11 protein-coding genes are annotated in these 15,286 nt (G+C 48.4%); 1 reads left to right on the top strand and 10 read right to left on the bottom strand.

The annotated features are described in order from the left end of the window. Positions 1–6 precede the first annotated feature (6 nt). From PKO02S_RS24245 to PKO02S_RS24265, 5 genes are all read right to left on the bottom strand, one after another. Positions 7–978 (bottom strand): ABC transporter permease, encoded by a 972-nt coding sequence (locus PKO02S_RS24245; RefSeq protein ID WP_246067308.1) that lies wholly within the window; start codon positions 976–978, stop codon positions 7–9. A 141-nt stretch (positions 979–1,119) separates the two neighbouring features. Continuing rightward, the gene (locus PKO02S_RS24250) at positions 1,120–3,606 is read right to left on the bottom strand and encodes a family 78 glycoside hydrolase catalytic domain (protein ID WP_164821652.1); all 2,487 of its coding nucleotides are present in this window, start codon (positions 3,604–3,606) and stop codon (positions 1,120–1,122) included. Positions 3,607–3,725: 119 nt separating this feature from the next. After that, complete coding sequence (locus PKO02S_RS24255) at positions 3,726–6,089, bottom strand: helix-turn-helix domain-containing protein (RefSeq protein ID WP_127587031.1); 2,364 nt, start codon at positions 6,087–6,089, stop codon at positions 3,726–3,728. A 188-nt stretch (positions 6,090–6,277) separates the two neighbouring features. Beyond that, on the bottom strand, positions 6,278–7,783 hold the full coding sequence (locus PKO02S_RS24260; protein WP_127587034.1) for an alpha-glucosidase/alpha-galactosidase: 1,506 nt from the start codon (positions 7,781–7,783) through the stop codon (positions 6,278–6,280). Positions 7,784–7,889: 106 nt separating this feature from the next. Then, on the bottom strand, positions 7,890–8,834 hold the full coding sequence (locus PKO02S_RS24265) for an AraC family transcriptional regulator (RefSeq protein WP_373865238.1): 945 nt from the start codon (positions 8,832–8,834) through the stop codon (positions 7,890–7,892). A gap of 782 nt (positions 8,835–9,616) precedes the next feature. Between PKO02S_RS24265 and PKO02S_RS24275 the strand changes: the two genes are divergently transcribed. Further along, complete coding sequence (locus PKO02S_RS24275) at positions 9,617–9,808, top strand: hypothetical protein (RefSeq protein WP_127587036.1); 192 nt, start codon at positions 9,617–9,619, stop codon at positions 9,806–9,808. 327 nt (positions 9,809–10,135) lie between these two features. Here PKO02S_RS24275 and PKO02S_RS24280 read toward each other — a convergent pair whose 3' ends face one another. The 5 genes from PKO02S_RS24280 to PKO02S_RS24305 all read right to left on the bottom strand — a co-directional run. Next, positions 10,136–10,648, bottom strand: a complete 513-nt coding sequence (locus PKO02S_RS24280) for an alpha/beta fold hydrolase (RefSeq protein WP_246067310.1) — start codon at positions 10,646–10,648, stop codon at positions 10,136–10,138. A gap of 224 nt (positions 10,649–10,872) precedes the next feature. After that, a complete protein-coding gene (locus tag PKO02S_RS24285) occupies positions 10,873–12,258 on the bottom strand; it encodes a M56 family metallopeptidase (protein WP_164821653.1) in 1,386 nt (461 codons plus the stop codon). Positions 12,259–12,269: 11 nt separating this feature from the next. Next, positions 12,270–12,629 carry a BlaI/MecI/CopY family transcriptional regulator gene (locus PKO02S_RS24290; RefSeq protein WP_127587040.1) on the bottom strand — a complete coding sequence of 120 codons (360 nt, stop codon included), beginning with the start codon at positions 12,627–12,629 and terminating at the stop codon, positions 12,270–12,272. 229 nt (positions 12,630–12,858) lie between these two features. Then, positions 12,859–14,757 (bottom strand): heparinase II/III domain-containing protein, encoded by a 1,899-nt coding sequence (locus PKO02S_RS24300; RefSeq protein WP_127587042.1) that lies wholly within the window; start codon positions 14,755–14,757, stop codon positions 12,859–12,861. A 19-nt stretch (positions 14,758–14,776) separates the two neighbouring features. Next, positions 14,777–15,286, bottom strand: a 510-nt coding sequence (locus tag PKO02S_RS24305; protein WP_164821654.1) for a carbohydrate ABC transporter permease, incomplete at its 5' end; no start/stop codon positions are given.

Below are 15,286 nucleotides of genomic sequence, written 5' to 3' on the forward strand. Positions count from 1 at the left end.
AACCACCTACCATAACCCTTGTTCTTTGTCATACAACTTCACCAATCGGTTGCTGATGATGACCAATGCTAACCCTACCAATGACGAGAAAATTCCCGCCGCTGCACCGAGCTCATAGTCCATCGTGAGTAATCTGCGAAGCACGTACGTATCGAGGATATCCGCCACCCGCGAATTCGTAGGCGTTGTCAGATTATAGATTTGATCGAAGCCAACGGTAAGAAAATGACCGATATGCAGCAGGAACATCGTAATAATCGTCGGCATCAGCCCCGGCAGCGTAATATGCCACATCTGACGCAAGCGACCGGCCCCATCGGATATTGCGGCTTCGTACAGCGTCGGATCAATGGACGACAGCGCGGCAAAGTAAATGATCGAGCCCCAGCCGACACCCTGCCAAATTCCGCTGAGCACAATGATAGGGTAGAAGTAATCGGACTTGATCATCCAGTTTACCGGCGGAAGCCCAAATAATTGCAGTAATTGGTTCATTCCGCCCTCCGAGCCGAGGAAAGAGAGCAAGATGCCGGCGAGAATAACCCATGAGAAAAAATGCGGCAAATAGGACACCGTCTGGATCAGCTTGCGAAAATAACGCTGGCGCACCTCATTGAGCATAATGGCCAAAATAATCGGCGTGGGAAAGGTGAGCATCTTCAGTAAGGCAATTACGACTGTATTCCGAAGCGCGGCAGTAAAATCGCTTCCGCTGGTCAATCTTGCAAAATGCTCTAAGCCCGCCCATGGACTATCCCAAACGCCAAGCAGAAACTTATAGTCCTTAAAGGCAATCAAAACACCGTAAATGGGCACATATTGGAACAGCATGAACAACAGAAACCCCGGCAGAAACATCGCAATGAGTGCCCGATGTCGCATCAAATTGTGGAAATGGGCGAACATCGCCGTATTACTCCGCTTACGCTTCTTCTGCCGTACGGCGGTACCGATCGCCGATTCGTCAAATGGTTGCATAGGATCCTTTCACCTCCTTCTTCACGCTTAAATTTCAATCTGTTGGCGTGTGATCATCATATGGCTCCCTCTATTCCATCTCAATATTCATTATTTTTGCTGCAACAAACGACCCCTGCGAGCAAACTGGAGGCCGGAACCTCATGGAATGACCTTGATTGTCAGCTGTTTCACGTTTTCCAATTCGATTAAACCTTCTTCATGAGTCATTTCTTTCTCATTGATCCACACAGCGCCTGGCGTCCGAATGCCCAAATCCACGGAAATCGCCCGCTCGGACGGAAGAATGAGTTGAAATTTCAGTTCCCCTTGTCTCGTTTTTTCATATTCAACCACAATCTGTCCATCGGGTACAGGAACGCTTGCCCGACAATGGACCAGCGAACCAAAACGCGGCTTGAACGAGATCTTCGCAAATCCAGGCTCGGCAGGCGCTACCCCCGCGATCTGGTTGATGAAAAAATGAGCCACCCATACCCCCGCAATTTGCACGGACGCTCTGCTGTTCCGGCATCGCCAGTAACCCTTCGTTTGCTCGCCGTACAAGCTCCATACTTCCGGCAATGTATCCAGGCCATGCTCTACTAGCGCTCCGAATCTGCTCTTCATCCAGTCCATGGCCATCTCGGGGTTGCCGGCCTCAACCATCGCATAGGCCCAGAACATCCAGGCGGGACTTCCTTTGCCAAACTCGTTATTATGACTGAGATAGCGGTCCAGTACGGACTTCTTCTGGACTTCGGTTGCTTCGGCGTAAAGAATAGCTAAAGCATTGCTATGTTCGCTCGTGTTCTTGCTTTGACGGCCTTCCACCATACAATCGACGAAGACCCCCCGATCTGGATCATAAAATTGCTCCCGTATCAGCCGGGTAATATTTTGCGCTTTCGCGTTCCAATCATCGAATGCCCCGTACAGCCCCAAGCTTCTCCCCACTCTGGCCAAACGACGCAGCACCTCGGCATATAAAACGTTAACGGTCAGGATTTCTCCTTCGCGGTGAATAAAAGCCCAGTCCATCCAAACATCATAAGGCATATTCTCCAGCAGCCCTCTGGCATTCAAGCAGGTTTCCGTAAGCTTGAGGCACTCCAGCACGCCTCCCCACATTTCTTCGACCAGATTGCCGTCGCCCGTATAATCGTAATATTCCGCTAAGCGGAACAGCAGCATCAGCGCATGATCGAACAGCGAGCCTCCATCGTTATCGTGCCCGGGAGCTGAATACCGATATAACCCAGTCCGGTGTTGCGCTTCTTGAAATTGGCGGAAATATTTGACCACGATCGGATCATTTCCAAATAGGGTCCACAAGGCAGGTAAAACACTCGAGCAGTCTCCGCTGTACTGTCTGCATTCCCGGGAGGGATTGTCCATGAACCGGTCCGCCGTACACAAGCGGATCGTCTTATCCGCAGCTTGATAGATCCGATTGAATGGATCGACGTCCGATTCAAAATGCCCGGATCTATTATACGGATACGACTGCTCTTCCACCCGGACCCTCGTAATCGAAACCGGTGCGTACACATCGCGAAACGTCAACTGCACATAACGGAAATGCCGCCAGTTAAATGACATCCACGCTTGTTTGCCTGCCCGAGCGGCGTATTGATCGGCATTTTGCGTGCGGGATGAAAGATAAGGCACGATCCGGTTGTCCTGCAGATCGGCAGCATAACCGATATCTATCTTCATGGGAGTGTCCGTCTCCAGTTCCAAAGCCAGGCGTCCGTTCAGCAATTGGCCAAAATCGAGAATGATCGTTGCATTCCGAATTCCGTCAAAACAGTCGAACGATTCGAACGGCTCGGAGTTCATGATCGTCGTGACGCCCGCTTCCTGCTCCAAACACGCGATATCCCGGATACTTGCTTTGGACAACGGTTCCATCGGCTCCAGGCTCATCCGGATGGCCGTGTCTTCCGCGCTCGCTTCCATCTTCTGCATCACTTCTCCATATCCGACTACTGTCGGATAGCGAAAGGTTCGTACAGGATGGGGAATATCCCGCGGCACGACATTCACCCACGGGAAAAACCGATGTTTGGGCCGCACGTTTCCCCATAATGAATTCCCCCCTCCGATCATGGGCACCGCTTGTTGCCATGACGCATCATCGAATTCGGGGAGCTCCCATCCTGTAGCATCCTTGTTGGCATTGAAGTACTCCGGCCAGTAGGAATCATTGAATCGGTTTCCAACAGAATACGCTTGCGTGCGATACACTTTGGTGTCTTCATCCGAGCACACCATCTCTTTGCGTCCATCCGAATAATTGATAGCCAGTTGAAACAGCAGACCTCTTGTTTCCGCATAGGGATACATCGGGAGGGATTCATCATGGTAGACGGTTACCGCTATCACATGCTCGCGGTCGGTATTTCGGAGGCTTGAAGTAATCTCGTAGCTGTCGTAGCGTTTGAATCGAGGGTCGCCGAGCACCGGACCTCTGCCGACAATATGGCCGTCGATTGCGCAGCAGTATTCTCGATCAGCGGTAATCGATAGATGAGCGGACGCAATTTCCCGCTCCACAGGAAACGTTTGACGGAAATAAACGAAATCGTTTTTGCCCTTCTCTCGCTCCGGATGCCAAATCCACTTGGCTTTCCAATCTGTATTCATGATCCAGCTTCCTCTCTCATCGCCATTCGGTTCATTCCGCACGTCAGCGGGGCGATGTGAAATCAGCATAGGGCGGCCTGGCTTCCACTTCAATATGCATTATTTTTGCAGGCGTGCTTCTAAGGGTTGAATGTGTTATTCGCGCTGCGATAGTCTCCCGGCGTAGTGCCCTCCACACGTTTGAAGGCTCGGATCAGTTGCTGAGCATTGTTATAGCCGATCTCGACGGCGATCTGACCGATATTGATATCGGTCTCCAAGAGCAATACCTTGGCCTTATCGATTCGGTAACGGGTAACATAATCGATGAAATTTTCGCCAATCGTCTCTTTGAACAGGATACTGATGTACGATACGCTAATATTCAATTGATCCGCCACCAGCTGCAACGATAAATCTTTATTATAATGAAGCCGAATAATCTCCAATGCCGCCGCAGCAAGTTCCTGCTTTCGGTGCTGCTTCAACGTGCTTAGAAAGGAGATCGTCGATCCAATGGCCGTATGGTTAAACCAGGCCTGTACCGCCTTCTGACCATCCAAGACGAGAAATTCATGGAACGGTCCGCGTGCGCCGAACAGGTAGTGTATATCCTCCTCGTATTGCTGCACAAGCCGAACGATCGAGACTAGCAATTGCAAATAATACGTTTTCATGAAATGAAAGGACACATTTTGTCCGGCTAACGCATTGCCGAATGCCTCCATCTCTCGCAGAGCAATCTCCTTCTCTCCGGTCCGGATCGCTTCGACAATCTTCTCCTCAACGGCCAAAGGGTAATCAAATTTAAGCATCAATCCATTCGACTGCTGCAGCGTAATAATTTCATTGCCGGCACGAATCCAGTTATGATGCAGCAACTGCAACGCTTCATGATAGGAAACTGAGATGTCCTCGAAGCTGCCGACTACACGGCCTACGCTAATGGTGACGGGTTGCTTCAACACATGATTCACGGTGACGCGTATCGTCTCCAATGCATGCATAAGATCCGCCTCTGCCGCATGCTCTGGAATATTCAACACCGCCACTACGCACTTGTGTGTCGTCACGATTTCCGTCGTATAGATCGCACGCATTAACTCGCTCGTAATATTCGCTACTGCGAAAAGGAACAGCTTCTCATTGGACAGGGGAAACCGCGCACCGGCACCTGGCTGATCCATTTCCATAATGAACACGACAAAGCGCGGATGCTGGAACAGGCCGATCTCCTGGGAATGCCGCTTCAGCAACTGATCCACAATCGACGAATGATCGACCAGCGCAGACAATAGATAGTGGTCCTTGAGCAATGGCAAATGGTCCCGCCACTGTCCTCTCACCTCATGCACTTCTTCCAGCAGATTGGCGACCCCTTTCTCAATGTGCAACATCTTGTTTTGGAAGTTAACTCCGTAAGAAGATGATAGGGAAGAGTCGGACTGGCGGTCCTGCTTGAACAACAACCGGACGATTCGCTGCAGCCCCCGCTGAATCTGCGTGAAGCTGAGCATCGACATTAACCACGCCAGCAGTGCGAGACTGACCGTGCACCAGATAATATTTTTTTTCAACTGATCGACCTTGCTGTACATCTCTTGTGTTGGGATCAGCGAGGCATAAATCCAACCATTGCGTGTCGATGTTTCGAAATTCGTATAGTATCGCACGCCTGAGAACGTCCATTCCAGTACGCTAGAATGGACGTTCTCAGGCGTGCTGGAATGGAAACTTGCAAGACGATATTGCTCAATCAGCGAACTAGTCTCGGCTGTAGAAAAACGAGGGAGCCCTCCCCCTTGCATGACCAGCTCCCCTTGCGGTGAAAAAATCATTAATCCTCCGTTCGTCGTATAGGGGAACTTGTTCATAGGCGTGCTGAGGTAGGAAGTGTCTAGGTTGACGATCAGAGCAGCCTTCATATCCGTATATAGCAGTGGCAGCAGCTTAACATAACTGATCCCGTTCCTGCTTGCTCCTCCTGAACTACTCCCTACAAGCCGCGGAATGATCCAAAAGCTTTGTTGATGCTTCTCCGCCGCCTCATGCAGCAGAGGCTCCCAATTATTGTCTCTCAGAAGCTCGAGGTCCGTAACGACACTCGATGTTACAACCACTTCCTGTTCGACATGATAATAATAGACAGAATCGATAGCTTTCAATGAGGAGAGGAAGTTGGACAATTCCAATCTCATTTGATTGATCGGCAGAATCGAACCAAGCGCCGGCTTCTCGCCGATATTGCTGATTTCTTTCACAATCGCTTGCAACGTAAATTGACCGGTCACCTGTTCGATCTGATCGACTAATAGATCTATTTGCTCCTTCACCTGCGTCAAGGCTGCGGTAGAAGACTTGTTCGCCTCTGTCCGAACGATGTCGGTACCTATCACATATATAATCATGCCAAATCCGATAACCGGTACGATCGACAAAAGCAGCAAAATACTCAGCATTCGCTGCTGCGTATAAGCTTGCAGTCGGTGAATCAGCTTCATCATATGTCACCTCGCCGACAAAGATTGTACCTTATTATTGTACGTACCCTATGATTCCAAGTATAGGTGCATTATTTTGGGTACGCATATGCCCTCGATTCTGCGACGAAATTTGGGTTGATGAATACGGTTGCATGTAAGAAGAACCTAGCCTGCGGCTAGGTCCTTAGGGGTGGCATATAAATGAACCTTTAAGCAGTTGTCGCCGCGCGATCCTTGCCTTTGTCGGCTTCCCCTGCGTTCTTATTCGCTGCCTCACGATCCTGTTGCATATCGGCAACACTTTTCACCTTCACTCGAGCAGCGCCTTCGTAGTCACGTGAAGGAATGAGATTCCCGGCAGCAAGACGTTGTTTGGCCTCAGCAATCGCGGTACCATATTGTGGCAACCACGCCTCTTGTGCTACCAACATTTCATCAACCATTTGCCAAATTTCCTTCGGATTGCAGACAGCTCCAACGAGAGGATCCATCATAAAGGCTTGACGCAATAGCTTATCGTCTCCATGAACAGCCGCTTCCACCGCTAAGCGTTGAACAGAGATGCTGACATTGCACACCGCCGCTGGGCCCAAAGGCAGATCACCGACATGCGGCATCGAGATGCCATTGCGATCGACATAGCCTGGTGCTTCGATAATGGCATCATTCGGTAAATTCGAGATAACTCCTTTATTGACCAAATTGAAATGACCCCGATAGACGCGCCCTGTTTCCAAGCCTTCGATAATGTAAGAGCCATGCTCTCTACTGCGCTTCTCACTTGCATAAACGAATGCCGGGTCCTTCATCCAATTCGGGAAATCGGTTTCAAACCAACGACGCCCCTCTGTACACACACGCAAGTAGCCGCCTGTTTCACCATTAATCCAAGACCCCATATCAATCCAATCCTGAATTTCACCTGCACGCTTTCGGTACCAAGGAACATACTCGCTCAAATGACCATTAGATTCCGTACTATAGTATCCAAAGCGGCGCAGCATATCAATCCGAACTTTCTCCGTTCGTGCATACTCAGCATGTTTTTCAAAAGCATCTAATAGCCCTGCCGTTAAATCCTTGCCCTCATGCGAAGCTTGGATATACCACGTTTGATGATTTATGCCGGCGCAAATAATGTCCACGTCTTTCTTATCCAACCCATAAACGTCAGCGATTTGTTGATGTCCATGCTGTACACCGTGACAGAGGCCAATCGTGCGTACAGCGCCGTACTTATTACAAGCCCAAGTTAGCATAGCCATCGGGTTCGCATAATTCAACAGCGTAACATCAGGGGCAGCGACCTCACGAATATCTTGGCAAATGCGAAGCATTTCAGAGATTCCACGTTGTCCGTACATGATTCCACCAGCACATAGCGTATCACCCACACATTGGTCCACACCATATTTCAAAGGAATGTCGACATCTGTTGCAAAAGCCTCCAGACCCCCCACACGAATCGTGCATAGTACGTATTTCGTGCCTTCTAACGCTTCCCTACGATCAGTCGTAGCTTGAATCTGAATCGCTAAACCATTTTCACGGATATCTCGTTGGCAGAGCTCCGTCACCATCTCTAAATTGTGGGAATTAATGTCTGTAAAAGCCACTTGGATGTTATGAAATTCAGGTACAGCTAGTAAATCTCTTAGAAGTCCACGTGTGAATCCTATGCTGCCTGCGCCAATGAATGCTACCTTAAATGCCATATTTAACGCCCTCTCTATCACTTCGTCTATGCTTCATATTGTACCGAGAAGACGAGAGGAACGTTATCAAATTTCTAACTTTATCATCTACCAATTGTCAAATATTCTAACTTTCTTCTGGGTATACAGCTTTATGTTTATTCATCGATTTCCGATAATCTGTGGGTGTAAACCTTGTATGTGCTTTGAATAGCATATGAAAATACTGTCGGCTGCCTACCCCGATATATTCAGAAATATCCGCAATCGGGATATCTGTTTCGAGCAGCAGCATTTGTGCTTTTTCCATCCGTATTTCCGTTAAGTATGCTATCAAGGTTTGTCCTGTCACCGCTTTGAATATTCGCTGTAAATAGGCTGGATGCAAATTCACAGCCGCTGCTATTTCTTTCACTTGGATCTCACGATCGTAATTTTGATGCATATAATCCAAACTTTGCTTCACATACCGTTCGCTTTGCACCAAACTGTTGCTTACGGTTTCACGACGCAAACGAGCAATTCGGATCAACAGTTGGGCAATCAGTAAGTGAATCATCGTCTCACTTTTGTCAGCCGCCTTATCCAGCTCTAGCACCAGGCTTTTCATCACATGATAGATTTCGTCGGGATCGCGAAGTACCAAATAGGATGTTTCTACCTCTAATAAAGAAGAAAATTGCTTCTCTTCCGCTGCGATCTGTTGGATCGAAGGCATCACACCCCGATGAGCCGCAAAACGAAATTCCACATTGAGCATGCGGCACGGCTCCTCGTCCTCCACGATCAGTCGATGGGAAACATTCGCATCAAGCAGGATGAATTCCCCTTTTTTCAATCTTACCCTCTCGGTTTGTAAAGGGGAAAGTTGGAGCTCGATATCGCAAAACCCCTGAATGGTATACATAATCTCCGTTGCATCATGGGTGTGAAAGGGCATATGAAAGCCTTGCCATTGTTTAAAATAATAGGCAACTACCTGCGGATGGCAGGGGGTATCCGTCCGTAAGGCTGGAAACAGACTTCTCGTTTGAGGCATTGGGAGTTCCTTTCCATCCATTCTTATGGTCATTGTACTCCCCTGTCCACAAAAAGAAAATCCCTCCATGAGGAAGGATTTTGTGAGAGTTATACGGCTCAAAGTAACCTACAATTGCATACGCCGAGAGTTCGTTCTCGGAATGTATCTTAAACGCTACCCTACCATTTTTGTTGGATAGCACGCATAAGGCAACCCTTCAAACTAACTATCACACAACAAATCTTGTTGATTCAAACCCATTCACCACCAATTTTACCCGAAATATAGCAAACTTTCGTTTGTAATTAGCCAACTTTTGGTTCTCTGTCCCGGTTTGCACCTATGGTTTGTCGTGGCAAATTATTCCTTCCACTCTAACCGAGATGGTAAGCGACCCAGATCCAGAAAAATCAGAAAGAGTTATGGAAGCGTTGCTCCAAACGAAGAGTAAAATTGACATAAAAACTTTGATGCAAGCGTATGAGGGATAAAGTGCACTTTGCCGTTACAGACTGGGGGAAGACCGTACCACGAGTCATTGATAACGGAAAACGTTACTTCAACGGACTACGGGAGCCGATCGGGCAGTTGTTTATGGGATGAATCGCCTCCGACTTCACCATAACAGAAAGAAGCTCGTGATCGAACAGTGCGACGAAACTTCTGATTTACACCTCTTCTATAAAAAATGGTCATTGCATATACTGATAAACGTCGGCAAATGACCAATACTTAAGGAAACGGGTGAACGGCTTTTGGATAACATGAAAACGAAGGCTTTGTGGTTTATGAACAGCGAAATTGAACGTACTCTTCTCCATCTGGAGGGGGGAATGATAAGTAAAGATCAAGCGATCGGTAGCCTCAACACGATTTTTCGAATCGCATCCGAGATCAAAAACGATGAATACATGCAACTGATCAGTAAAATTACCGCTCACATTCGCAAAGTGCCTAACTATTTTCAGCTGCTGAATGAGTTCCAATCCCGACTTCGTACGGAGCCTCAAGCGACCGCGCTATAAGCGGATATAATAATGGAGCGCCCGATCATCAATCGTTCGCTCCATCGCCTCTCCCTCTTGCTGGAAATATTCGGTCCCCTCTCGATAACCTTCATTTGCCTCTCAACGAGGTAAACTCCTCGAACCATCTACCCGTCATCTTTTAAGCGGTTTAGCCGGCTCCGGAGCAACACTTGTATAAAATAGTTTAGCATCCTCGGTGGTGGCCGTATTGACGAACAAAGCTCGAAACAAATCAAACGGAAGCATGATTGTATCGTCATGAGACATGGCTCTAAGCTGTTCAAAACCTTTTTTCGTTTGAAGCGGTAACTCGTCAACAACCGATTATCCGTCTTTTAATACGAACGCATCCCAAAATACCAAACGTTTAATACGATCAGGTATCTGTTCAACAACTATTTGGATGACTGTTCCACCGAAGCTGTGCCCAACGAGAATAAAATCGTGCAAGTTCAGGTGTTTAATATAATCAACGACTGATTTCGTAATCATTGCATGCGTGACATTTTTATTTGGATCAGTTCCATTGCCTGCGTATTCGGGCGTGTAGACTATGTTTCCTTGATTACGCAACACTGCAGCTACTCCGTCCCAAAAATGAGCATCGGCCCAGGAACCATGCACAAGTACGAAGGTTAGCCGCTGAGGTGCCAGTGACCGATAGCCCCCTCCAGAATTTTGAGGATATTGCCACCAAACCCATCCCGGTTCGGAAAAAGGGTTACCACTGTAAAACCCCTGAGGAATAACCCGATAATTAGGATTTGGAATTTGATAATTCCCCGAAGAAAAAGAAAACACGAACAACATCCTCTCATAGACGACATGATTGAGCATATGCCTACGGCGCCTTAAAGATTCGCGTTCCAAATATATCAACGATCGAGATAATGTTTTTCTACATAAGTTTACTCGCCTCGGCTTGGAGGCTTGGTCCGTAATACCAGTTCCCACTGCGATGCTTCATACAGCGGCTTTGCGCATAAAAATCCTCTTCAAAACTATCACATTTTTTCTGACGGATATGCTTCTCCATCAAATGACATTTGACCTGAATCAGATTATTTGTTTCTCCAATGTTCCAGATGGGTTATCATACTTTCATATTCAACTGGATGATTTTTTTCCATTGCACTTGCGTATTCCTGATAAACAGCAGCAATAATCTGTCCACGCGCATCATGACTTGACTCTTTTAAAACAACTGATAACGCTGGAACAAGCTCAAAAGATTCATACTTTAGAAGAATCCGAATATCATCCTCCGTATTTCCACTCAAAACATGTGTTCTTGCATAGTCGTATAGGCCGGTGCTTTTAGCATTCGTGATAGCTGTAACAAGGATACTTGAAATATTATCCGTTTCCGATCCGGTAAGCTCAAGATGAGATAAAATCTTATCAATATACAGGTTTGCGTACTTTAAAGCATTACCATCTATACTAGCATCCACCATATTCACCGGGGTATGATTTCCCTTTTCCTCAGTACGGTCTGCCGCCGTTGCAAATAGGAGTGTAACGCTGGATACAAGCACAACAGCTAAAATAAGAGTAAGTACGTGGCGTTTTTTGATTTTCATAATCGATACAATCCTTTCTTCAATAGCATGTTTACTGAAATTGTTTACAAGCGGAGTAAAACGGCTTTTCTTTTCTTCCAGTCCAATCAATGTCAGAGCATAGGCTGATTTTACATTCCCCTTAAAAGCCCTTACAACAGCTTCATCACAAGACAATTCTATATCCCTATTCGCAAGCACATACATCAGCCACACAAAAGGGTTGAACCAATGAACACATAAAGCAATTGCTAGTACTAACTTTGTCAACGTGTCGAATCGCCGGATATGCACAAATTCATGGGTCAGAATATAGCGCAGTCGGGTTTCGTCTGTCCAATCGATTTGTTTAGGCAGAAGTACAATCGGTCGGAATATACCATAGGTCAGGGGAGCAAAAACTAGATCCGATTGCCGTATTTGAACACCTCTCCACATTGGATGTACCTGTTGCCAGCGCTTCACAAAGACATTATCGATAGGAAGCGCAGTCTTATACTCCTTGCGGCAACGCAGGTGTGTTACAAGGAAAAACAGCGTGCAGACCGCAAAACCAATGAACCAGATTATTAGTAAAGGGGATACATTTGCATTTACCGCCTCCGGCAAGGTTGCGGCAGTTTCTGTTATAGCCGTATGGGTTAGCATAACTGGTATTCCTGCCAACGGTGAATCGGTTCCGGAAACGCTGCCCTTCAGCATATTTATCACCGAATAAATGCTGAATCGTGACGAAACTTCAAAGGGAATCAGCAGGCGGCATAACGCTACACTCCACAAAACCAGAAAGGTTCTTTTCGGCAATTTATGCAATAGCAGCACACGGATGATTACGATAGCTAGAATAAGAATAACAGCCGAAAAACTCATGTTTAGCAAGCCCATAACCATTCCCCTTATTCCAAGCTATTGACGAGCCGCTTTAGTTTTTCAATTTCTTCCGGGGATAGGTTTTTGCGTCCCAAAATAGAAGCCACAAGCTGATCGGCGGCGCCGTCATATATTTTGTTAATGAGTTCTGTTGTTTCAAGCTCTCTCGCCTGTTCAATCGTGACAAGGGAACGGCACACGAAATTAGGTTCGACACGTTCAATCGCCCCCTTGTCAATGCACCTTTTGATTAGCGTGTAAGTCGTGGTTTTGTTCCAACCTACTTGCTCTTTTAAGATTTCTGCTATCCGTTTGGCGGTGGTATCCCCATTCTTCCAGAGAACATCCATTATCTTTAGTTCTGAATCAAATAACTTGATTTGCATGGTCAAGCTCCTATTCAATGGAATTTTACTACAGTAGAATGAATGTGATTGTATTCTACTCCGGTAGAACAAACTTGTCAACAGAGCATAACAAATTTTTGGCTCTTTGCCGATGTTAAAAACAGCAAAGAAGCCCCCCTATGAGCATACAAAAGAGGAGCTTAAGCGCTGTTACGATGTGGTTTGGCAAACGAAGAACTTTCAAGACATGATGATCGTCAAGACGCTACTATATACCGGTGTTCGGGTAAGCGAGCTGATCACGTAGAATCCGCGCAGCCTCGGTTCCAGCCCCGTGATCGCCAGGCACGATCCTGACTGTGATGCCGACCGTGACGCGATCCGAATCGTATCGCCTCGCGATCACGATCCGGTTGACCGTCTCGTCCCGACCCGAATGCGATTCGTACGCTTCCTCCAACACATCGACCGAGGCGGCGGGATCGAACCGCAACTCGGCGTGCGAGTGCTCTCCTTGTATACGCAGCAGGCCGTCTCGAACGACTTGCACCGGATAGGAGGTCATGAACACCTCCTCGATCGTATTGGACGTCGCGGCAAAGGCGAAGCAGTCTTCGATCTCCAACTCGCAGCGGTCAAAGTGCCAGAGGTAGTGCCGGGTATAGCTTTCGAGTCCGGCCACCTCGTAAGCGGCCGTCAGATCCAGTGCGTACCGGATGTCCTCGCCCTCGGTGAAATCGACGATCCTGGCAAAATGTCCTTCGCCGGCTGCCTGTGCATGGCCGTTGATGATCGGCACCGAATGGCCTTCGGACGAAGCATGGAGAAACGTATATCGCCGGTCGCTGAAAAAAGCTTTGACGTATTCCGGCGCTCCCAAATCGCAAAACAGCGTTTCCCCGTCGAAATGAAGGATAAAATGGCCCAAGTCGTTATGATTATGCGGTTCTCCGTTATGGCCCCCTTTCACCGCAAAAGCGCGGAACGGCTCCGCCCCGCCGCCGCGGCGGTCGATCAGCCACCCGCTCTCCGGAAAATGGAAGCAGCCCGTTCTAGGCATATAGCTGTCGGCAGCACCGGCATCCAATCCCCAGAACAGACTCCGCGATAGATGCGCCCACTTGTTGGTATGGTCGTAATACAGAGTCGACTCCTCCGGCAGCTTGTAATCCGGGATGTCGAATCGCTTGGAAAGCCGGCACAGCAGTCCATATTCCCCGTGCCATACAGATCCCGGCGCATCGGAGAAGTTGATCATCGTCGAATCCGGAAATTGCGTATATAGCGGCATTTCGGCAATTTTCCGGAGGATCGGCTTGGCATGCATCAAATCGAGTCGTCCGTTTGTCCGTTCCTTCAGCAATTCGGCGAAATAGACGTAGAAACTGAAACCGTATGACCAGTAGCCGAGGCCCTCCGGCGTGATACCGTCCCGGTCGAAGCCCGACAAATACGTCTCCATCGTGGCAAGAATGCGGTTGATCACAAGGCTCAGCTCATCAGCGTCCTCGATCAGATAGAGCGCCGCGCAGCCGACGGCTCCGGCGCAGACGGAAGCCCAGTTCATGGCGACATCCTCCCACCAGAACGTCCGTTTTCTATAAGAGTCGATAATCCGGCTGAACACTTGCTTCTTCAGACGGTGAGCAAGCAGCGGATGAAGCTTATGCCCGACAACCGACAAAATTTCCGCCATATAAAATCCGGTCTCGGAGCCAAACAAGGCAACGACCTCGTCCGCCTCCACCTTCGCTTTCTCAATCTCCTCCGGACTGAGCGGCACACTGGCCGGGATGTCCCAGGTATACAGATCGCACCACAGCCATAATCTTTCCTCGAGCGCTTGCACATACGCGCCGTTATCCTCGATGACCTCCGCCAGCGCCAGCGAGTACACCTCTTTGCGGCTGTTGAAGTATTGGGTCTGATATTGCCTCCGATCGCCCGTTTCACCGAACAGCCGGAACGCCGCGAAGCTCATCCGCTGCGGCTCCGCTTCCTTGATGGCACTCGCGAAGCGCAATAATTCGGCGGCCTTTCGCCCGACGACCGGATGATCCATCACCCTGGCCCAATTATCATTGCGGCGGATCTCAGGAAATAACGTATAACCGTCGCGGTCGCCGCCCCGCAAGGCCTCTCTGATCTCTCTCATGCCGACACTCATCTTTATTCCCTCCGTAAGTTCAACCTTTGAGCGAGCCGATCATGACGCCTTTGACGAAATACTTCTGTATAAACGGATATACGCATAGAATCGGCAGTGTCGCGACGACAATCAATGAATATTTCAACACGGCGGCCACCTGAGCGTTCGCTTCCTGCAGCTCGGGGTCCATAATCATCGTGGCATCGACCTGGTTCATAATCAGGATTTCCCGCAATATAATTTGCAAGGGGTATAGGCTTCTGTCGTTCAGGAACATCAAGGCATTGAAATACGCATTCCAGTGGCCGACAGCCGAGAATAGCGCAATGACGGCGATTATCGCCTTGGAGAGCGGCAGAACAATGGAAAAGAAAAACCGGAAATCGTTGCAGCCGTCGATGGCGGCGGCTTCGTACAGCTCGTTCGGAATCGTCGACTGGATGAAGGTGCGTGCGACGATCATGTTGTACACCGACAAGGCGCCGGGCAGCACCATCGACCACATTGTGTTGAGCAAACTCAAATCCTTCATTAGAATATAGTACGG

The sequence above is a fragment of the Paenibacillus koleovorans NBRC 103111 genome (assembly GCF_004000845.1).
In the GTDB taxonomy this organism is placed as follows: domain Bacteria; phylum Bacillota; class Bacilli; order Paenibacillales; family NBRC-103111; genus Paenibacillus_AA; species Paenibacillus_AA koleovorans.